The sequence below is a fragment of the Streptomyces musisoli genome (assembly GCF_016741855.1).
Taxonomy (GTDB): Bacteria; Actinomycetota; Actinomycetes; order Streptomycetales; family Streptomycetaceae; genus Streptomyces; species Streptomyces musisoli.
The window spans coordinates 93,019-113,026 of record NZ_JAERRH010000020.1 but is presented as its reverse complement, the minus strand read 5'-3'; the positions used below and the strand labels follow the sequence as shown (position 1 = coordinate 113,026).

General features: G+C 70.3%; 18 protein-coding genes. 9 read left to right on the top strand and 9 right to left on the bottom strand.

The genetic code is table 11. The features are described from left to right. Positions 1-49: 49 nt before the first annotated feature. Complete coding sequence (locus JK361_RS33980) at positions 50-598, bottom strand: isochorismatase family protein (protein ID WP_201825757.1); 549 nt, start codon at positions 596-598, stop codon at positions 50-52. Here JK361_RS33980 and JK361_RS33975 point away from each other — a divergent pair. Next, positions 493-1,059: a GNAT family N-acetyltransferase gene (locus JK361_RS33975; protein WP_201825755.1), complete on the top strand. Its 567-nt coding sequence runs from the start codon at positions 493-495 to the stop codon at positions 1,057-1,059. The genes JK361_RS33980 and JK361_RS33975 overlap by 106 nt on opposite strands. Here JK361_RS33975 and JK361_RS33970 read toward each other — a convergent pair. The 7 genes from JK361_RS33970 to JK361_RS33940 all read right to left on the bottom strand — a co-directional run bounded on the left by JK361_RS33970 (position 1,056) and on the right by JK361_RS33940 (position 9,303). Beyond that, positions 1,056-2,720: a type IV secretory system conjugative DNA transfer family protein gene (locus JK361_RS33970; protein ID WP_201825753.1), complete on the bottom strand. Its 1,665-nt coding sequence runs from the start codon at positions 2,718-2,720 to the stop codon at positions 1,056-1,058. The genes JK361_RS33975 and JK361_RS33970 overlap by 4 nt on opposite strands. A gap of 12 nt (positions 2,721-2,732) precedes the next feature. Beyond that, entirely contained in the window at positions 2,733-4,145 is a 1,413-nt protein-coding gene (locus JK361_RS33965) for an ATP-binding protein (RefSeq protein ID WP_201825751.1), read from the bottom strand. A gap of 14 nt (positions 4,146-4,159) precedes the next feature. After that, positions 4,160-5,716: an SCO6880 family protein gene (locus JK361_RS33960; protein ID WP_201825749.1), complete on the bottom strand. Its 1,557-nt coding sequence runs from the start codon at positions 5,714-5,716 to the stop codon at positions 4,160-4,162. Further along, positions 5,713-7,032, bottom strand: a complete 1,320-nt coding sequence (locus JK361_RS33955) for a hypothetical protein (protein WP_201825747.1) — start codon at positions 7,030-7,032, stop codon at positions 5,713-5,715. Before JK361_RS33955 ends, JK361_RS33960 begins: the two co-directional genes overlap by 4 nt. Further along, complete coding sequence (locus JK361_RS33950; RefSeq protein WP_201825745.1) at positions 7,022-7,852, bottom strand: hypothetical protein; 831 nt, start codon at positions 7,850-7,852, stop codon at positions 7,022-7,024. Before JK361_RS33950 ends, JK361_RS33955 begins: the two co-directional genes overlap by 11 nt. Positions 7,853-8,023: 171 nt before the next feature. Next, positions 8,024-8,332 carry a DUF8827 family protein gene (locus JK361_RS33945; protein WP_014673544.1) on the bottom strand — a complete coding sequence of 103 codons (309 nt, stop codon included), beginning with the start codon at positions 8,330-8,332 and terminating at the stop codon, positions 8,024-8,026. Positions 8,333-8,697: 365 nt separating this feature from the next. Further along, entirely contained in the window at positions 8,698-9,303 is a 606-nt protein-coding gene (locus JK361_RS33940; protein WP_201825743.1) for a TetR/AcrR family transcriptional regulator, read from the bottom strand. 89 nt (positions 9,304-9,392) lie between these two features. Between JK361_RS33940 and JK361_RS33935 the strand changes: the two genes are divergently transcribed. The 4 genes from JK361_RS33935 (at position 9,393) to JK361_RS33920 (ending at position 13,452) form a co-directional block, all read left to right on the top strand. Continuing rightward, on the top strand, positions 9,393-10,316 hold the full coding sequence (locus tag JK361_RS33935; protein WP_201825741.1) for an oxidoreductase: 924 nt from the start codon (positions 9,393-9,395) through the stop codon (positions 10,314-10,316). 79 nt (positions 10,317-10,395) lie between these two features. Beyond that, complete coding sequence (locus JK361_RS33930; RefSeq protein WP_201825739.1) at positions 10,396-11,211, top strand: trypsin-like serine peptidase; 816 nt, start codon at positions 10,396-10,398, stop codon at positions 11,209-11,211. A 298-nt stretch (positions 11,212-11,509) separates the two neighbouring features. Next, entirely contained in the window at positions 11,510-12,517 is a 1,008-nt protein-coding gene (locus JK361_RS33925) for a C40 family peptidase (RefSeq protein WP_201825737.1), read from the top strand. A gap of 230 nt (positions 12,518-12,747) precedes the next feature. Continuing rightward, complete coding sequence (locus JK361_RS33920) at positions 12,748-13,452, top strand: phosphatase PAP2 family protein (protein ID WP_201825735.1); 705 nt, start codon at positions 12,748-12,750, stop codon at positions 13,450-13,452. Positions 13,453-13,633: 181 nt separating this feature from the next. On the opposite strand, the gene JK361_RS33915 is transcribed toward JK361_RS33920, so the two are convergent. Further along, positions 13,634-15,199, bottom strand: coding sequence for an FAD-binding oxidoreductase (locus JK361_RS33915; protein WP_201825733.1), 1,566 nt, complete (start codon positions 15,197-15,199; stop codon positions 13,634-13,636). A gap of 341 nt (positions 15,200-15,540) precedes the next feature. Here JK361_RS33915 and pstS point away from each other — a divergent pair, with 341 nt between their 5' ends. The 4 genes from pstS to pstB all read left to right on the top strand — a co-directional run bounded on the left by pstS (position 15,541) and on the right by pstB (position 19,695). After that, complete coding sequence (gene pstS / locus JK361_RS33910) at positions 15,541-16,671, top strand: phosphate ABC transporter substrate-binding protein PstS (RefSeq protein WP_201825731.1); 1,131 nt, start codon at positions 15,541-15,543, stop codon at positions 16,669-16,671. 116 nt (positions 16,672-16,787) lie between these two features. Further along, a complete protein-coding gene (gene pstC, locus JK361_RS33905) occupies positions 16,788-17,786 on the top strand; it encodes a phosphate ABC transporter permease subunit PstC (RefSeq protein WP_201825729.1) in 999 nt (332 codons plus the stop codon). After that, positions 17,783-18,844, top strand: coding sequence for a phosphate ABC transporter permease PstA (pstA, locus tag JK361_RS33900; RefSeq protein ID WP_201825728.1), 1,062 nt, complete (start codon positions 17,783-17,785; stop codon positions 18,842-18,844). Before pstC ends, pstA begins: the two co-directional genes overlap by 4 nt. A 74-nt stretch (positions 18,845-18,918) precedes the next feature. Further along, entirely contained in the window at positions 18,919-19,695 is a 777-nt protein-coding gene (pstB, locus tag JK361_RS33895) for a phosphate ABC transporter ATP-binding protein PstB (protein WP_201825726.1), read from the top strand. Positions 19,696-20,008 lie beyond the last annotated feature (313 nt).

Here is a 20,008-nt window from a genome sequence, read left to right as displayed (position 1 = left end):
GGCAGTACGTGCTTTCCTGCTCAGTACCTACAGCTTTCCGGCTCGGCACCTACCGCTTTCCGGGCCAGAACGTGACCTCTGCGGTGTCCACGGTTCCGCCCTGGCGACCGGGCGCGCTGTGGTACTTCCAGTACAGATTGGTGTGGGCGATCACCTGCTCGGGAGCGGGTGCACCGTACTTGGTCATGTCCTCCGTGGTGTGCGCGTCGGCCACCAGCGTGGCGTCGTACCCACGGACGACGGCGCCGTGCAGGGTCGAACGGATGCAGACGTCCGTCTGCGCGCCCGACACGAGGAGCCGGCCCACCTTCAGCTCGGCCAGCACCGACTCCAGGTCCGTTTCCTCAAAGGAGTCGGCGTAGCTCTTGTGGACCAGGGGCTCGCCGTCCCGGCGGGTCAGTTCCGCGACGTACTGCCAGTTCTCACTGCCGTACTCCAGCTCGTCGTCGAATTTCGGGTGAGAGAGCCGCGGCGCGTGGCTACCGTGACTGCATGAGCACCCCCACCAGCGATGACTACATCGTCCGAGTGATACGCCCCGACGAGTGGGCCGCGGTACGGCAGCTGCGTCTCGACGCCCTGCGCGACCCGGTGGCACACCTCGCCTTCCTGGAGACGTACGAGGAGGCCGCGGCCCGGGCGGACGCGTTCTGGCAGGACCGGGCGATCGGCTCCGGAGAAGGCTCCACGGCCGCCCGCCAGTTCATCGCCGAGGCGCCGGACGGAACCTGGGCCGGCACCATCACCGTGCTCCTCGAGGAACCCGGTACGAAGGACTGGGCCGGGAACCCGGTCGACCGGCGGCAGGGGCACGTCGTCGGCGTCTTCGTGCGGCCCGAGCACCGGGGCAACGGACTGATCAAGACGCTGTTCGACGCCGGCGTGGAGTGGGCGTGGGAGCAGCACGCCGAGCGGGTGCGGCTGTTCGTCCACACGGAGAACGCGCGCGCCCAGGGCGCCTACCGCAAGGTGGGCTTCGCGCCGAGCGGACTGGTCGTGTCGTTCTCGAAGAACGAGGCGGAGACCGAGCTGGAATTCGTTCTCGAGCGGCGGTCCTAGACCGGCAGCTCCTGGTGCGGCCAGCGGGAGCGGGCCTGTTCGCGGGAGCGGAGCAGGGCGAGCGTGGGCAGGCCCTGATCCGCCCCCGTGGCGAGCAGGTCCGGCAGCTCGGGGAACGGGGCCACGGCCGCGATGTCGTCCAGGACCAGGGTGAGTGGTGGGTCGAGCCGACCGGAGGATGACCGTTCGGCCATGCGCCGGCCGCGCTCGACCACGCTGGAGACGAGGGCCGTCAGGAGGGGCATCGCACCTGGATTACTCCTCGGGTCCTCGATGGATTCACCGACCACATAAAGCGTGCCCCCTTCGTGGACGAAAGAATCCAAGGCCAGTGCATCAGTTCGGTTCGGTGTGCAGGACTCGCGGATGTTCACCGTGAAGAGCGCCGACAGCGCCCTGCTCGTCAGTTCCTGGGCGATGTCCCGGCGTTCGGGATGCCCGGTGAGGGCGGCCTCCAGTTCGCCGGCGGCGCCGGGTGCGGCCTTGGTGTGCGTACGCAGGGTGCGGACGGCGTCCTGCACCTGCGTGCCCTGGGCCCAGCGGTGGACGTGCCGGATGGTGCGGTTCTCCAGCGCGGCGGCGTGGAGGTAGCTGCGCAGGAGGGTGATCGCTGTGTCCGCCACCGCCTGGTCGATCTTGGCGGTGGGCCGTACGGGGGTGATCAGGGCCGTCGCCCTGTGCAGGGCCGTCTGTCTGTCCGCGCAGCCGGCGGTGGGGGACCAGTGGAGCCGGGCCGGGGTGTCGCAGAGGTGCGCGGGATCGTAGAGGAGGGTGGGACCCAGTTTGGTCTTGGCATCCTTCGTCTCCGCCCACAGGTCCGGGTTCGACGTCACCACGAGCGCGGGGCCCGACGCGTCCCGGATGGCCTGGACCGCCGTCGTCCGGCGGGCCGCGGGCGGCGCGTAGAGCACCGGGCCGTCACCACGGCCGGTCTCCCACCCACCCGCACGTCCACCGTCCGCCGGGAGGCCGACGGCGGGTTCGTGCGCGACCGTTGCCCTGACGGGCCGCGGTGACAGGGGCTCCGGCTCGGTGCGGGGCGCGGGCACGTCGGTCCGGGGCGCGGGCACGTCGTAGCTGGGCGGCGGGGACGTGGGCTCGGGCGTCTCGTGGCGGGGCTCGGGCACGGCGTGGCGGGGTGCGGGTGTGGCCTGGTCGCGGCGGTGCGTGGGCGCGCCGTAGGGGGCCGCAGGCGCGTCGTGGCGGGGCTCCGGGGGTGTGTGCCGCTCCGCAGTGTCGCCGTGCCGCTCCGGGGTGTCGTCGTGCCGCTTCGCGGTGTCGCCGGAGGGCCGCCGGGCCCTTCCGGACCGCCAGCGTGCCACCGTGCCCATCACGAACATCGTGAGGACGAAGAGGACCATCAGCTGGCCGATGAACAGACCCCAGAACAGACCCCAGCCGGACAGCCCGGCCGGCGGGGTGTCCGGCCAGGCGCCGGCGATGTCGTGCGGCCGGCCGATGAGATGGCGCATGGCCAGGGGGGTGCGGGTGAAGGTGACGCCGCCGGGCCAGGCGCCCCGGGCGAACCAGGCGGCGAGGCCCGTGGCCGTCCACACCAGGACGGTCATGCCGAGCAGGAAGGCGAGCAGGCCGATCAGCAGGCCGTCGGGGATGCCGCCCTGGCCCTGCCGGCTGCTGTCACGGCGATCGTCCGGTCTCACCCTGCACTCCCCTTACGCCACCGTCGACTCGGAGTCGCCCAGGTGCTGTTCCACGAAGGCCGCGGCCCGCTGCTCGGCCTCCAGCTCGGCGGCGCGCAGGGCGTCGTCGGGCGTCAGGTCGCTGGACGACTCGGTCATCGCGCGGTCGGTGAAGACCAGTGGCCGTTCCGTCTCCGTGATCAGGTGTTTGACCACCTGGACGTTGCCGTTGACGTCCCAGACGGCGATGCCCGGGGTGAGCGTCGGGATGATCTCCACGGCCCACCGGGGCAGGCCGAGGACCCGGCCCGTCGCCCTGGCCTCGTCCGCCTTCTGGGCGTAGATCGTCCTGGTCGACGCCATCTTCAGGATGGCCGCCGCCTCCTTCGCCGCGGCCCCGTCGACCACGTCGGACAGGTGGTGGACGACCGCCACGAAGGACAGGCCCAGCCGGCGCCCGAATTTCAGCAGCCGCTGGAAAAGCTGGGCCACGAAAGGGCTGTTGATGATGTGCCAGGCCTCCTCGACCAGGAAGATGCGCTTCTTCCGGTCGGGGCGGATCCAGGTGTGCTCCAGCCACACGCCGACGATCGCCATGAGGATGGGCATGGCGATGGAGTTGCGGTCGATGTGGGACAGGTCGAAGACGATGAGGGGCGCGTCGAGGTCGATGCCGACCGTCGTCGGGCCGTCGAACATGCCGCGCAGGTCACCGTCGACGAGCCGGTCGAGGACCAGGGCGACGTCCAGGCCCCAGGCCCGTACGTCGTCTATGGCGACGTTCATCGACTCGGCCGACTCCGGCTCGGGGTGCCGCAGCTGGTCGACGATGTCGGTCAGGACGGGCTGGCGGTCGACGATGGTCTCGTTGACGTACGAGTGCGCGACCTTCAGGGCGAAGCCGGAGCGTTCGTCCAGGCCGTGGCCCATCGCGACCTCGATGATGGTCCGCAGCAGCGCGAGCTGGCCGGTGGTGGTGATCGCCGGGTCCAGCGGGTTGAGCCGGATCCCGTGGTCCAGCGCCGCCGTCGGGTCCAGCCGGATAGGAGTTATCCCCAGCTCCTGCGCGATGAGGTTCCACTCGCCCACCCCGTCCTCGCCCTGCGCGTCCAGGACGACGACCTGACGGTCCTTGAACCGCAGCTGGCGCAGGACGTACGTCTTCTCCAGCGCCGACTTGCCGTTGCCGGACTCACCGAGGACCAGCCAGTGGGGGGCCGGGAGTTGCTGGCCGTAGAGCTGGAAGGGGTCGTAGATGTAGCCCTTTCCGGAGTACACCTCGCGGCCGATGATGACGCCGGAGTCACCGAGGCCGGGCGCGGCCGTGGGCAGGTAGACGGCCTGGGCCTGGCCCGTGGAGGTGCGTACCGGCAGCCGGGTCGTCTCGACCTTCCCGAAGAGGAAGGAGGTGAAGGCCTCGGTGAGGACGGACAGCGGATCCCGCATCGGTGAATCAGCCCCTACCTTCGGATGCCGGTGGCGAAGGGAAGTGTGTTCACGAAGGCGCGGTGGTGCTCTCGGTCGCACCACTCCAGCTTGAGGTACGACTTTCCCGCGGAGGCTCTTATCGTCCGCTTGTCGCGGGCGAGGGCGTCCGGGGTGCGGGAGGAGACGGTGATGTAGCCGACGAGGTTGACGCCGGCGGCGCCGCTGGCGAGGTCCTCGCCCCGCTGGTCGAGGCGGTTGTGCGCGGCGATGTCCCGGGGGTCGACCGTCCGGTTCATCTTGGCGGCGCGGGACGCCTCGGCCTCGTCGTTGGTCTTCTCGGTCAGCATCCGCTCGATGGCGACCTCGGTGGGCTCGAGGTCCATCGTGACCGCGACCGTGCGGATGACGTCCGGGGTATGGACGAGGAGCGGGGCGAGGAAGTTCACGCCGACCGGGGTCATGGGCCACTCCTTCACCCAGGCGGTGGCGTGGCACCAGGGCGCGCGGGTGGTCGACTCCCGGGTCTTGGCCTGGAGGTAGGTGGGCTCCATGGCGTCCAGCTCGGCCGGCCAGGCGTTGCGCTGGGTCATCGCCTGGATGTGGTCGATGGGGTGGTCGGGGTCGTACATGGAGTGGATGAGGGAGGCCAGCCGTCCCTGACCGAGCGGCTGCCGTACCCGGATGTCGGCCTCCTGGAGCCGCGAGCAGATGTCGGTCAGCTCACGGGCCATGACGACGGCGAGCCCGGCGTCCCGGTCGACCTTGCCGCCGTGGGCGCGGGCGGCACGGGCCATGGCGTGGGCCTCCGCGGCCAGTTCGCGGTTGTAGTGCATGCAGGCGACGAGGTAGGCGCGGTGCTGCTCGCTGCTGGTGGACACCATGGACTGGAGCTGGTCGTACGACTGCTGGAGCCAGTCCAGGGAGCGGTCGTCGCCGCGCAGGGCGACGTCCTTGGCGTGCGCGTCCGGGTCGGCGGGCAGGGTCCGGGCGAGCATCTGGAGCCGGGTGACGAACCCGTCGCCGTTGGCGACGTGCTTGAGCAGGGTGCCGAAGCGGTCGACCAGGGCCTCCTGGTCCTCGGAGTCGCGCAGGCCGACGCCGGGGCCCTCGATCTCGATGGCGGCCGTGACCGTCTTGCGGTCGGCGTGCAGGAGGACGGCGATCTCGTCGGGCCCGAAGGGCGCGGCGAGCCAGCTGATCCGGCCGATGCCGGGCGGCGGCCCGACCTCGATCTCCCGCCCGTCGAGCCGGGTGCCCGCCTCCACGGCGCCGGACCGGTAGACGGCGCCGTTCTTGAGGGTCCGCTTGAAGCTGCGGTTGATCTCGAACCACTTGTAGAAGGTGCGGCGCTTGTACGGCACGTAGACCGCGGCGAGCGCGAGCAGCGGGAAGCCTGTCAGCAGCACGATCCGCAGCGACAGGACGGGTACGAGCAGGCCGCACATCATGCCGAGGAACGCGCCGGCGATGATCAGGGCGATCTCGCCGGACTCGCGGTTCCGGCCGACGATCGCGTTCGGCCGGGCGCGGCCGATGAGATACGTACGGCGGGGCGTGACCGGATGGGACAGGTGGGACTCGGTCGTCAACGCCCTTCACCTCCCGAGCGGTTGTTGCGGGCGTTGCTGGCGTGCGGGGTGTTGACCGGGCTGGACGCGCGGGGTGCGGGCGTGGCGGAGGGGACGGCTCCGCCGACGCCCCCGGCGGGGGTGCGGCTGCTGTGGGCGGCGACGCCGCCGGAGGCCGGGTTGGCGGGGCGCGGTGTGCTGCCGCCCTGGCCGCCTCCGTTGCTGTCGGCGCGGGTGCTGTGGGTCTTGATGCCCTGGGCGACGAGGGTGGCGGGGGAGCTGATGACGGCGGCGGCCTTGCCCTCGGCGCCCTGCATGATGCGGTTGTTGCGGCCGCTGGCGATCTCGTCGCCGAATCCGGGGACGAAGCGGTAGATCATCGCGCTGGCGAAGATGGCGAGCAGGATGATGGCGAGGCCGGAGACGACGGCGGAGAAGGCGTCGGGGCCGTTGTCACCGGAGAGCGCGCCGGCGAGTCCGAGGACGATGACGATGACGGGCTTGACGAGGATGACGGCGATCATGATGCCGGCCCAGCGGCGTACGTGGCCCCACAGGTTCTTGTCGACGAGGCCCGCGTAGACGACGGTGCCGAGGAGGGCGCCGACGTAGAGGAGCGCGGCCCTGATGACGAGTTCCAGCCACAGGACGCCGGCGGCGAGGATGCTGACCAGGGAGACGACGATCAGCATGATGGGGCCGCCGCCGATGTCGGTGCCCTTGTTCAGGGCGCCGGAGAAGGTGCCGAAGAACGTGTCGGCCTGGTCGCCGGTGGCCTTCGCCAGGACGTCCGTCACTCCGTCCGTCGCCGATACGACGGTGTACAGGATCAGCGGGGTGAAGGCGGAGGCGAGCACGGTGAGCCAGAGGAAGCCGACGGCTTCGGAGATGGCGGTGGTGAGCGGTACGCCGCGCACGGCTCGCTTGGCGACGGCGAGCAGCCACAGGAGGAGGGTGAGGATGGTGGAGGCGGCGAAGACGATGGCGTACTGCTTCAAAAAGGCCTGATTGGTGAAGTCGACGGTGGCGGTCTCCTTCACGGCGTCACTGAGCTTGCCGACGGTCCAGGACGCGGCGTCGGCACACCCCTTCGCCAGCGAGGCGAGGGGGTCGAGGGTGTCGGTGAGGGGGGCATTGGGCGAGCCGGAGGACCCCTTGGAACCATTGTCCTTCTCGCAGAACTCCTTGGCTGCATCGCGAATCAGCGCACAGGGATCGCTGCTCTTACTGGGAGAAGGAGTAGGCGCGGCAAAAGCGCGAGCCGTCAACAGGAACGGGATCGTTTGCGCGGCGCCTAGGACAGCCGTGATCCTGAGTACGCGGTGGTTAGCGCGCATACGTGAACCCTCCGTACTCCTCGACGGCCTTCGTCATGTCGTCAGCGGTGGAGGCCGTCTGGTCACGACCTACAGGGACCGGACCGTCCTTCTGCTGGAAGTCGGCGATCTTCCAGTCACCCTCGACCCACTTCAGCGTGTACGTCGTGGTGTACCAGCTCTCGGTCACCGGATTTTTGGAGGCCTCACCGGAGAGGCCGAACAGCGAGGTGTACCAGACCTCGACCGTTGTGCTGTCCGCTCCCGACGCGGTGACTTTGGTGCCGACGGGGACGACCCGGGAGACGAACGTCTGGCCGGTAGGGGCCGCGCCGTTCTTGGCCAGGCCGATGTTGGCCAGGAACTTCTCATTGGAGTAGGCGCTGTCCATGGCCGACTGCTTGGCAGTGGCCGCATCCGGGGTGTAGACCGTGCCCACGATCTGGTGCCGCCAGGCGGTGTTGAACATGTCGGCCGATCCCAGCGCCACCGCGTAGTTCGCCGCCGCGCTCTGGGCTCCTTGGTCCGTGTGGGGGAAGCCTGTTGGGATGTTGCCGGACTTTGTCTCCACCGGTTTGCTTCCGCTCGCCGCGGTGGTCGCGGCTCTCGGCTGGTCGTCCTTCGTCGGCGCCCCGTCGGCGGGCGAGTCGTCCCCCCGATTGGCCAAGGCGATGGCCGCGATGAGGAGGACTACTACGCCGACCACCGTCACCAGGCTTCTGGAGGAGGAGCGGTTGGGGCGGCGGGGGGCGCCGCCGTAGGGGTCGGTGTCCGGGAGGCGGGTGCGGGTGTGGCCCGTCTCCGCGTAGTCGCTGTAGCCCTGCTCGTCTCCGGGACTCATGCCGCGTACGCCCCCTCCACCTCGTAGACATACGACGGTAGCCGTGCTGGTTCCCGCGCGGGCGCGGTGTGGTGACTCGACATCAGGGAAACGCAACCTCAGCCGGTGGGCACGACGGGTGGGTGGGGTGGAGGGGACAGCCGCGACCGGGCGTACCCGGAAGGGGTGGGGCTACACCGCCATGCCGTACACGATGGTGAACAGTGTGCCGAGGGAGCCGATGATGAAGACCCCGGTGAGGCCGGCGATGATCAGGCCCTTGCCCTGTTCCGCGCTGAAGGTGTCCCGGAGGGCCGTGGCGCCGATGCGCTGCTTCGCCGCGCCCCATACCGCGATGCCGAGGCAGAGGAGGATGGCCACGGCCATGACCACCTCGATCATCACCTTGGCCTCGTTGCCCAGGCTGCCGAAGGGGCCCCAGTCCGGAGCGATCCCGCCGATGATGGTGTTGATGTCTCCCTTGTCGGCCGCAAAGAGCATGTAAGTCACCGCCCCTGGTGGGTAGTTCCGTGAGTGCCCCTGCGGTGTGCAGAGGTCAGGCCTCATTGTCGCCGACAACGTCGCCAACGTATGTCGACTTGACGTCATTGACTGGCGGGTTTCGTACGAATAGCACGTATGGTCACTCTGTGTATCACGGCAGGTCACGCCGGGCAATGAGGTCCGACCGGAACCTGTCGTGTGGTTCTGTCGTTGTCCTCCTCTACGACCTGGCACGGTTTCTGACGGCCGGTCGGGTGAGGCGTCGCGTCGATGTTCTCACGGGTGCGCAGGGGCGGCGGACGGTGAGGCGGGGCGAGGCCGGTGCCGCCGGGGGCGGGCCGGCCGGCGCCGGGCGGTGCGGGTCAGCGCGGGCGCAGGCCGTGCAGCAGCAGGTGGACGTGTTCGTCCAGGCCGGCCAGGGTCTCCTGGGCGTCGAGTGCGCAGCCGGCGATGAGGGCGGCCAGGCCGTGCAGGCTCGCGGCGGCGACGGTGGTGATGCGCTCGGGGTCGCCTTGGACGATCTCGCCGCGCTCCTGGCCGTCCGCGATCATGCGGGTGAAGGAGCCGAGGGAGCGGTCGACGGCCGACGCGAGCTGGGCGGAGCTGTCCGGGTCGTGCTTGCGCGCGAACATCAGCTCCAGGAGCTCGGGGTTGTCGACGGCGAAGCCGAGGTAGGCGCGCGCGAGGGCGGTCACCCGCTCCTGGAAGGTCTGGTCCGGGCGGTCGGCGGCGGTGGCCAGGGCCTGGTTCATGCGCTCGTACCCGTCGAGCGCCAGGGCGTCCAGCAGGGCCTGCTTGTCCTTGAAGTGGCGGCCCGGAGCGGCATGGCTCACGCCGATGTCCCGGGCCAGTTCGCGCAGCGAGAGTGCGCCGGCCCCCTTCTCACGCAGGGTGCGTTCGGCGCTCCGCAGCAGGGCGGCGCGCAGGTCTCCGTGGTGGTAGGGGCGGCTTGTGGGCATGCGGACCATCGTAACTCGATGTTGACATCGGCAGCTTTGTTGGCGACGCCAGCATTGTTGTCGTTGACAGCATTGTTGTCGTTGCCTACATTGAGGGTATGGCTGACAAGAGCGAAGCGCGCGGTGCGCGCACATGGAACGCGACCCACCTCCCTGATCTGACCGGCCGTACGGCCGTGGTCACCGGTGCCAACAGCGGCATCGGCCTCGCCGCCGCCCGGGCGCTGGCCGGCGCCGGGGCGCACGTGGTGTTCGCCGTACGGGACCTCGCCCGGGGCGGCGCCGCCGCGGCGCGGGTGAGCGGCAGCACCGAGGTGCGCCGGCTGGACCTGGCCGACCTCGACTCGGTGCGCGAGTTCGCCGCCGGCTGGGACCGCCCGCTGGACCTGCTGATCAACAACGCCGGCGTGATGATGCTGCCGGAGCAACGCACCGCGCAGGGCTTCGAGATGCAGTTCGGCACCAACCACCTCGGGCACTTCGCGCTGACCAACCTGCTGCTGCCCCATGTGACCGACCGGGTGGTGACCGTGTCCTCCGGCGCGCACCGCATGGGCGGCAAGGTGATCCACTTCGACGACGTGAACCTGCGCGGCGGCTACGGCCCCACCCGCGCCTACGCCCAGTCCAAGCTGGCCAACCTCCTGTTCACCCTGGAGCTGCAGCGCCGGCTGACCGAGGCCGGGTCGGGCGTACGCGCTCTCGCGGCCCACCCCGGTTACGCGGCGACCAACCTCCAGAGCCACACCGCGAACCCCTTGGCCCGGGCTCTCATGGCGGTCGGCAACAGGTTCCTCGCCCAGGACGACAAGGCCGGCGCCCTGCCCACCCTGTACGCGGCGACCCAGGACCTGCCCGGTGCGGCCTACGTCGGCCCCGACGGCCCGGCCGAGATGCGGGGCGCCCCGACGCTGGTCGGCCGCAGCGCGGCGGCGAGCGATCCGGTGGCGGCCCGGCGGCTGTGGACGCTGTCCGAGGAACTGACGGGCGTGGGGTGGAAGCTCGCGGCCGCGCCGCGGTGACGGCCGGCCGGGGTTCACAGAAAAATCTCAGCTGAACCGAGGCGCGTTTCTCAGGTTGGCGGGAAAGAGATGGGGCGTGATGAAGCGCACCCCACGCATCTCGCCGACCTCACGGCCCGCGCTGCTCGGCGCCGTTGCGCTGCTCGCGCTGACCTCGGTCTCCGTGGCCACGGCCGACGAGGGGCGGCGCCCCCACGGCGCCACCGCCGGCACCTCCGGCAGGGCGGGCACGGCCGATGCCGCCGGCACCCGCGTCGTCGTCGGCGCCCCGCCCGGTGACCGCGTCGGTGCGCTGTTCGCGGCGGACGGGGCGGGGGGAGCGTCCGGCGGCCACTTCTGCACCGCGTCGGTGGTGCACAGTCCGCGGGGCGATCTCATCGTCACCGCGGCGCACTGTGTGGACGCCGACAACGGGGACGTGGTGTTCGCGCCGGGGTACCGGGACGGCCGGGCGCCGTACGGGATGTGGGAGGTGACGCGGCGGTTCCTGTCCGACGGGTGGGCGGAGGACCAGGACGAGGACAGCGACCTCGCCTTCGCCGTCGTCGCCGAGCGGGACGGCAGGCGGCTGGAGGACGTGGTCGGGGCCAACCGGTTCGCGACCGGGACGGTCACCGGTGCGGCCGCGGTGACCGTCACCGGCTACCCGGACTCCCGCGAGACGCCCGTCGCCTGCACCAACCGGCCGGCCCTCCAGAGCGGTACGCAGCAGCGCATCGCCTGCCCCGACTTCACCAGCGGCACCAGCGGCAGCCCCTGGGTCAACGGCGACCACCAGGTCGTCGGCGTCCTCGGCGGCCACGAGAAGGGCGGCGCCACGGCCGACGTCTCCTACAGCGTGGTGCTGGGAGAAGCGGCGGCGGACCTGTACCGGGAGGCCACGGGGGCTTCCTGACGCGTCGTGTGGTGGAGGATGCGCCTCACGCAGACACCTGCCGGATGAGTGGCCTGCCGCTCTTGCAGGTGCCCGTCTTTTCGACCGCTCCTCGTCGCGTCGGCCACGAGCCGGTTCCACTCTTCCCACGACATCGAGTCGCCTTTGCCGCCCTCGGCGTCCGTCTCGGTACGGTCCGGTGTTGCGCGTGCCGATGTGGGGGCCCGGCAGAGGACCATGGGGCTTGGCCGATGTTCTCGTGCCGTGACGCGTCCGCTTTTAGACTGCTCGCGATGGACTGGCCGACGGCGAGGGGCGGTTGACGGTGCGTAAGGCCTGGATCGTCGGTGGCGCCCTCGTGGGCACCGGGTTGAGCTTCGTCATGGTGCTCGTCGTCGGCGTCTACATCGTGGCCGGGAATCTGGTGAACGGGGTGACGACGGGGAGCCGGGGGCTCGCCAAGGGGGCCGTGCCGGCCGCCTACAAGTCGCTCGTGCAGCAGTGGGGCGATCTGTGCCCGGCGCTCAGCCCCGCGCTGCTCGCCGCCCAGCTGTACCAGGAGAGCGGCTGGAACCCGACCGTCGTCAGCCCGGCCGACGCCCGCGGCATCGCCCAGTTCATCCCCAGCACCTGGGCGACGCACGGCATCGACGGCGACGGTGACGGCAAGCGCGACATCTGGGACCCGGACGACGCGATCCCGTCGGCCGCCTCGTACGACTGCGAGTTGGCGAAGTACGTGAAGGACGTGCCGGGCAACGTCTCCGACAACATGCTCGCCGCCTACAACGCCGGCGCCTACCGGGTCATCAGGGCGGGCGGGGTTCCGGCCATCAGCGAGACGCAGAACTACGTCCAGCGGATCCGCAGTCTGGAGAAGAGCTTCGCCGCGCCGGTCACCAGGATCGACCCCACCCGGCAGGCCGCCGGCGCCATCGCCTTCGCGCAGAGCCGGCTCGGCACCCCTTACCTGTGGGGCGGCAACGGCACGGCCGACCAGGGCGGCCGCTTCGACTGCTCGGGTCTGACCAAGGCCGCGTACGAGAAGGTCGGCATCACCCTGCCCCGGGTCGCCAACGACCAGTACAACGCGGGCCCGCACCCCTCGCGGGACCAGCTGCTCCCGGGTGACCTGGTGTTCTTCTCGGACGACCACACCGATTCGCGGGCCATCCGGCACGTGGGCATCTACGTCGGCGGCGGGTACATGATCGACGCCCCGCGCACCGGTGCCGTGATCCGTTTCGACCCGGTCGACACCCCCGACTACTTCGGCGCCACCCGGGTGACCGAGGATGGCGCGAAAGCACTCCCCACGACCGTGTGAACCGAGCGTGAAGTCAGGCCCTGAGCTGCAAAGATGAGTCTCTCTTCGATAACGTCTGCGTGATCATTCAGTGGAGAGTGGAACGTATTGATGGTGTCCGTGCGTTCCTGTTGACGTAGCCGAGCGGACGTCAGTACGGCAGTGCAGCGGAAGCGGATCTACGTACCACGGGGGGCAGGAGCGACGCACACCCGGTGCGTCCGGACGAACGACGAAGGGGCCGCAGCACCATGGCTGTACTCGCCGAATCCGGATCGAACCCCGACGTCGACCTGCTCTACGACATCAACGGCCTGGCCAAGGACGCCCCCGGCTGGTTCGACCGGGTCATGGAATTCGTCGGCGAGTACGGCCTGTTGCTCGCGATGGTGCTGCTGGTCCTGTGGTGCTGGTGGTCCGTGCGGCGCCGGGGCGGCGAGGACGCGGCGCCCTCGGTGGCCGCGCTGGTCTGGGCCCCGCTCGCGGCCGGCCTCGCGGTGCTGGTGAACGTGCCGATACGCGGTTTCGTGGAGCGGCCCCGCCCCTTCGTGGACCACCAGGGCCTGGACGTCCTCGTCGACGGCAAGTCCGACTTCTCCTTCGTCAGCGACCACGCGACGATCACGATGGCGCTCGGTGTGGGACTCTTCGTCGCCAACCGGCGCTTCGGGCTCGCGGGCATCGGCCTGGCCCTGCTGGAGGGCTTCTGCCGGGTCTACATGGGCGTGCACTACCCGACGGACGTCGTCGGCGGCTTCGCCCTCGGTACGGCGGTCGTCCTGCTGCTGTCCCCGCCGGCCATGGCCCTGCTCACCCCGCTGATGCGGGCCGTGGAGCGTTCGCCCCGGGCGGGCCGGCTCGTCCGCCGCCGGCCGGCCGCCGGCAGCGGCCGCGACGCCCTGCTGCCCGGCGCCCGCAAGCCGGTGGAGACCGAGGAGCGCGACCTGGCGGCGTGACCGCACGCTCCGCCGCATGAGCGAGTCCTCCGCCACGGTGGGCCTCGCCCCCGAGGCCGCCGTGGCCGGCGTGCTCCACCACTGCCGACAGCCCCGCCCCCCCGCGGACCGTGTCCCGTCGCCGCAGCTCCTGCGTGCCGCCGGCAGTCGCTGCGCGCCGCCTACTGCCCCCGCGTGCCGCCTACAGCCCCTGCGCGCTGGAGAAGAAGCGCTGTGGGTCGTAACTCTTCTTCACCTTGGCCAGCCGGGCCGCCGCGTCCCCGTAGTACGCCTTCTTCCAGTCCTTCAGCGTCGGGTCGGTGTAGTTCTGGTAGGCGGCCCCGGAGGCGTACGGCCTCATCGCGTCGTGGGCCGTGGTCAGCCAGGACTGGGCGGTGCCGCCGGAGCCGCCCGCGCCCCAGGAGGCGATGTACTGGGTCAGCATCCGGGAGCGGCGGTGCACGAACGCGGTCGCGGTCGGGGAGACCCGGTTGACCGCGCCGCCGAGCGCGGTGAACGCGATGCTGCCCCCGCCGCCGCGCACCGCCGCGATCTGCTTCAGGACGGTCTGGATGCCGGCCGCGGACAGCGAACGGTCGAAGAAGTCGGAGCGGGCCGCGTACGTCTCGCGGCCCAGCTCGCCCTGCGGTGAGCGGCCCGGGGTGGAGCCGGGCAGATGGCACTGGGCGTCGGTGGAGAAGGAGGAGCAGCCGGCGTAGATCTCCATCGCCTCCTCGTAACCACGGCGGCGCAGCGAGACGGAGGCGGCGTTCGCGCCGGCCATGTGGGCCAGGCGGTCCACGGCGTTCTGCAACTCGCCGTAGGTGCCGAGGGAGAAGCAGGACACGGAGATGCTCGGGGTGCGGCCGGGGGAGCAGGACAGGTGCAGGGAGGACCAGATCTCGTCGGGCTGGTTCGGGCCCCAGTCCTGCCAGGCCTTGAGCACCTTGGCGGCCTTGGACCAGGGCCACGTCATGTAGGCGGTCACGGCCTGCGGTGCGGTGTGGGTCTTGAAGTGCAGCTCGGTGACGACGCCGAAGTTGCCGTTGCCGGCGCCGCGCAGCGCCCAGAAGAGGTCGGAGTGGTGCGTGGCGTCCGCGGTGACCTGGGTGCCGTCCGCCGTGATCAGGGTGGCCTGGGTGAGGCTGTCGCAGGTCAGGCCGTAGGCGCGGGAGGCGACGCCGTGGCCGCCGCCGAGCACCAGCCCGGAGACGCCGACGGTGGGGCAGGAGCCCGCGGGTATCGTCACGCCCTTCGCGGCCAGCCCGCGGTAGACGTCGATCAGCTTGGCGCCGGCGCCGACGACGGCCTGGCCGCCACCGACCCGGATCCGGTTCAGCCTGGACACGTCGACGATCAGCCGGTCGTTGCCGGAGGAGTAGCCCGCGTAGGAGTGGCCGCCGTTGCGTATCGACACCTTGATGCGGTGCGCGTGCGCGTACGCCAGGGTCGTACGGATGTCGGCGGCGTGCTGGACGTAGGCCACGGCGGCCGGCTTCAGGCCGTCGAAGCGGGTGTTGTACAGCTGGTGGGCCGTCTTCCAGGAGGCGTCGCCGGGCCGCACCAGGGTGCCGTCCAGGTCACGGGCGAGGGCCGCCCAGTTCGCGGCGGCGCCTGCGCTGGTGGTCTTCAGGTTGGCAAGAGAGGATGAACGCGACGGCGTACCGGTGTGCGCCGTCGCGGAGGAGTCCCCGCCCGCACTGCACGCGGCCAGTGCGGTCGTCGCCAGGGCGGCCGCGCCGCCCGAGATGAACGTACGCCGTTCCATGTCCGTCGCCTTTCCTCGGCTCTCCTGGAACGAGACGACGGCCCGCACCGCGGGGTTCCCCCGATCGGGTGATGAACGCCGGATCCGCCCGCGTGGAGGGGGCTGATGGAGGCCATGGAGACCCCGTCGTCGGAACCTGCGTGTGCCCTCCCCGTAAGCATTCCGTGACCTAACCAGGCCGACGGCAGGGGTTCACCCTCCGTTTACTTCTGGCCATCGGCGGCTTCACCTGTTCTGCCTAATTTCGGCCTTACCCGGTGCTGAGTGCGGTCGCAGACACGCTCTCGCACCAACCCTCGCGCGCCGCCGACAGCGGCGGCTCCTGGAAGGAACCCCTGAAAGTGAAGCTTCAGCGCAAGAACCGGCTGCGCGCCCTCTCCCTCGGTGCTGTCGCCGTCTCCGGCGCCCTGGCCCTGACGGCGTGCGGCTCCGACGACAACGGCGACGGCGGCACGGCCTCGGGCAACCCGTCCACGGCCGCCGCCGGCTCGATCAAGTGTGACGACGCCAAGGGTCAGCTGCTCGCAGACGGCTCCTCCGCGCAGAAGAACGCGATCGACGCCTGGGTCAAGCAGTTCTCCCAGGCCTGCAAGGTGCAGATCAACTACAAGGGTGGCGGCTCCGGCGCCGGTGTCACCGCGTTCACGCAGGGCCAGGTCGCCTTCGCCGGTTCCGACTCGGCGCTGAAGCCCGAAGAGGTCGCCACCTCCAAGAAGATCTGCAAGGGCGGCCAGGGCATCGACCTGCCCATGGTCGGCGGCCCGATCGCCATCGGTTACAACGTCCCGGGTGTCGACAACCTGGTCCTGGACGCCCCGACGGTCGCCAAGATCTTCGACAGCAAGATCACCAAGTGGAACGACCCGGCGATCGCCGCGCTGAACAAGGGCGTGAAGCTTCCCGACCTGAAGATCCAGGCCTTCCACCGCTCGGACGAGTCCGGCACCACGGACAACTTCACCAAGTACCTGATCGCCACCACCCCGGACAACTGGAAGTACGAGGGCGGCAAGGCCTGGCAGGCCAAGGGCGGCCAGTCCGCTCCGCAGTCCGCGGGTGTGGCCCAGCAGGTGAAGCAGACGTCCGGCGCCATCGGCTACTTCGAGCTGTCCTACGTCAAGGACGGCATCAAGGCCGTGTCCATCGACACCGGTGCCAGCAAGCCGGTCGCCCCCAGCTCCGAGAGCGCCACCGCCGACATCGCCGCCGCGAAGGTCGTCGGCACCGGCAAGGACCTGTCCCTGAAGCTGGACTACAAGACCAAGGCCGAGGGCGCCTACCCGATCACCCTGGTCACCTACGAGATCGTCTGCGACAAGGGCAACAAGGCGGACACCCTGCCCGCCACCAAGGCCTTCCTGCGCTACATCGCCAGCGAGGACGGCCAGAAGATCCTCCCGAGCATCGGCTACGCGCCCGTGCCCGACGAGATCATCGCCAAGGTCCGCACGACCATCGACGGCCTGAGCTGACCTGATCCGTAAGTGCGGCCCGGTTTCTCCACGACACCGGGCCGCACCGTCCGGTGCACCGCCGCCACGAGCCGGACCCCCTCACGGGTGTACGGCTCCGCAGACCGGAGATCCCGATGGACATATCGACGACAACAGACGCTCCTCCTCCCCAGCACAAGGTGGCCGAGCGGAAGCGCGACGCCCGCGGCGCGACCCGCCCCGGTGACCGCATCTTCCTCGGCCTGTCCCGCGGCTCGGGCATCCTGCTGCTGGTGATCATGGCCGCGATCGCGGGCTTCCTCACCTACCGCGCAGCCATCGCCATCGGCAAGGACCACGGCAACTTCCTGACCACCTTCGAGTGGAACACCAACGTCCAGCCGCCGACCTTCGGCATCGCGGTGCTGGCCTTCGGCACGATCGTCTCCTCGGTCGTCGCCATGGCCATCGCGGTCCCGGTCGCGGTCGCGATCGCGCTGTTCATCACGCACTACGCACCGCGCCGCATGTCCGGCCCGGTCGCCTACGTGATCGACCTGCTCGCCGCCGTGCCGTCCATCGTGTACGGCCTCTGGGGCGCGCTCGTCCTCGTGCCGCACATGAACGGCCTCTTCGGCTGGCTCAACGACTTCTTCGGCTGGACCGGGCTCTTCTCCTGGGAGGAGGGCGCGCCTCGCTCGATGCTGACCGTCGGCATCCTGCTCGCGATCATGATCCTGCCGATCATCACCAACGTGAGCCGCGAGGTCTTCCGCCAGGTCCCGCAGATGCACGAGGAGGCGGCCCTGGCCCTCGGCGCCACGCGCTGGGAGGTCATCCGCATGTCCGTGCTGCCGTTCGGCCGCTCCGGCGTGATCTCCGCCTCCATGCTCGGCCTCGGCCGCGCGCTCGGCGAGACGATGGCCGTGGCCACCGTCCTCTCCCCGTCCTTCGACATCCAGGCCAGCCTGCTCAACCCCGGCGGCGGCACCTTCGCCCAGAACATCGCCAGCAAGTTCAGCGAGGCGGACGAGTTCGGACGTGACGCGCTCATCGCCTCCGGTCTCGTCCTGTTCGTCATCACCCTGGTGGTCAACGGCGCGGCCCGGCTGATCATCGCCCGTCGCGCGGAGTACTCGGGGGCCAACGCATGAGCACCGCAGTCGTCACCGACAAGCGCCCCAGCACCCTGCGCGCCGCCAGCCTGCCCAAGTGGACGCCGTGGGCGATCGCCGCGGGTTCCGTCGCCCTGGGCCTCGGCATCAGCGCGGCCGCCGGCCTGGACAGCAAGATCCAGTGGGCTCTGATCGCCGCCCTCCTGTTCGTCCTGGGCACGTACGGCATCGCCGCCCGCGTCGAGGGCCGCCGCCAGGCCAAGGACCGCGTCGCGACCAGCCTCGTCTGGGTCGCCTTCCTGCTCGCCGTGATCCCGCTGGTCTCCCTGATCTGGGTGACCGTCGCGCGCGGCGTGAAGGTCCTCGACATCCACTTCCTGACCCACTCGATGGGCATCGTCGCCGACACCGAGCCCGGTGGCGGCATCTACCACGCCATCATCGGCAGCCTGGAGCAGGTCGGCCTCGCCACCCTCATCGGCGCCCCGATCGGCGTGCTCACCGCGATCTACCTGGTCGAGTACGGCCGCGGCCGGCTCGCCAAGGCCGTCACGTTCTTCGTCGACGTGATGACGGGCATCCCGTCGATCGTCGCGGGTCTGTTCATCCTCAGCCTGATGCTCATCTTCGAGATGCAGCCGTTCGGCTTCGCTGGGTCGCTGGCCCTGGCCATCCTGATGATGCCGGTGGTCGTCCGCTCCACCGAGGAGATGCTCAAGCTCGTCCCGAACGAGCTGCGCGAGGCCTCCCTGGCACTCGGTGTGCCGAAGTGGCGGACCATCCTGAAGGTGGTCCTGCCTACCTCGATCGGCGGTATCACCACCGGCATCATGCTGGCGGTCGCGCGTATCGCCGGTGAGACCGCGCCGGTGCTGCTGCTGGTGTTCGGCAACCCGTTCATCAACAACAACCCCTTCGAGGGCGCGCAGGCCTCGCTGCCGCTGTACATCTACCAGCAGTTCGCCAACAGCGCGGGCTCGGGTGCGGCGTACGACCGCGCGTGGGCGGCGTCGCTCACGCTGATCGCCTTCGTGATGATCCTCAACCTGGTGGCTCGCGGGATCGCCCGCTGGAAGGCCCCCAAGACCGGTCGCTGAGCATCGATCAGCGGCTATGGCCGCGCGGCGGCCCCCTCAGCGACCGAGCTTGATTTTCTGGAAGTGAAGTAGACATGGCCAAGCGAATCGACGTAAGCGGACTCACCGCCTACTACGGCTCCCACAAGGCGATCGAAGACATCTCGATGACCGTCGAGCCGCGCTCGGTGACGGCGTTCATCGGCCCCTCCGGCTGCGGCAAGTCGACGTTCCTGCGCACGTTGAACCGTATGCACGAGGTCACCCCCGGCGGCCGCGTCGAGGGCAAGGTGATGCTGGACGACGAGGACCTCTACGGCACCGGTGTCGACCCGGTGTCCGTCCGCCGCGAGGTGGGCATGGTCTTCCAGCGCCCGAACCCGTTCCCCACGATGTCGATCTTCGACAACGTGGCGGCGGGCCTGCGGCTGAACGGCAACTACCGCAAGGGCGAGCTGAGCGACATCGTCGAGAAGTCGCTCAAGGGCGCGAACCTCTGGAACGAGGTCAAGGACCGTCTGAACAAGCCGGGCTCCGGCCTCTCGGGTGGTCAGCAGCAGCGTCTGTGCATAGCCCGGGCGATCGCGGTCGAGCCGAAGGTCCTGCTCATGGACGAGCCGTGCTCGGCCCTGGACCCGATCTCCACGCTCGCCATCGAGGACCTGATCGGTGAGCTGAAGGAGCGGTTCACGATCGTCATCGTGACGCACAACATGCAGCAGGCGGCGCGTGTGTCGGACCGTACGGCGTTCTTCAACCTGGCCGCGGTGGGCCAGCCGGGGCGCCTGATCGAGATCGACGACACCGAGCGGATCTTCTCGAACCCGTCCGTCCAGGCCACGGAGGACTACATCTCCGGCCGCTTCGGCTGACGGACGCTGCCGTTCCGGCTGGGCCGGGGCGGTTTCGGACCCCTCGCGGTGCTGCATGGCGGTGCCACCGCGAGGATGCAAAAGGGCCCGCCCCTGGCTCCCGGGGGCGGGCCCGTCGCGTTCACCTCCGGCGCGGTTCCCCGCTCCCCGGGAGGCGGGGCAGGGGGCGATGACCCGGCCCGTCCGGACGCGGGATCCCCCCGGGGCGGGGGCTCAGGGTTTCGCGGGGGTGGGGGCGCGGGGAAGGGGGCTGGATGCACGTCCACCCTCCCGGTCGGCCGGGAGGGTGGACGAGAGGGGGCGTGAAGGGGGG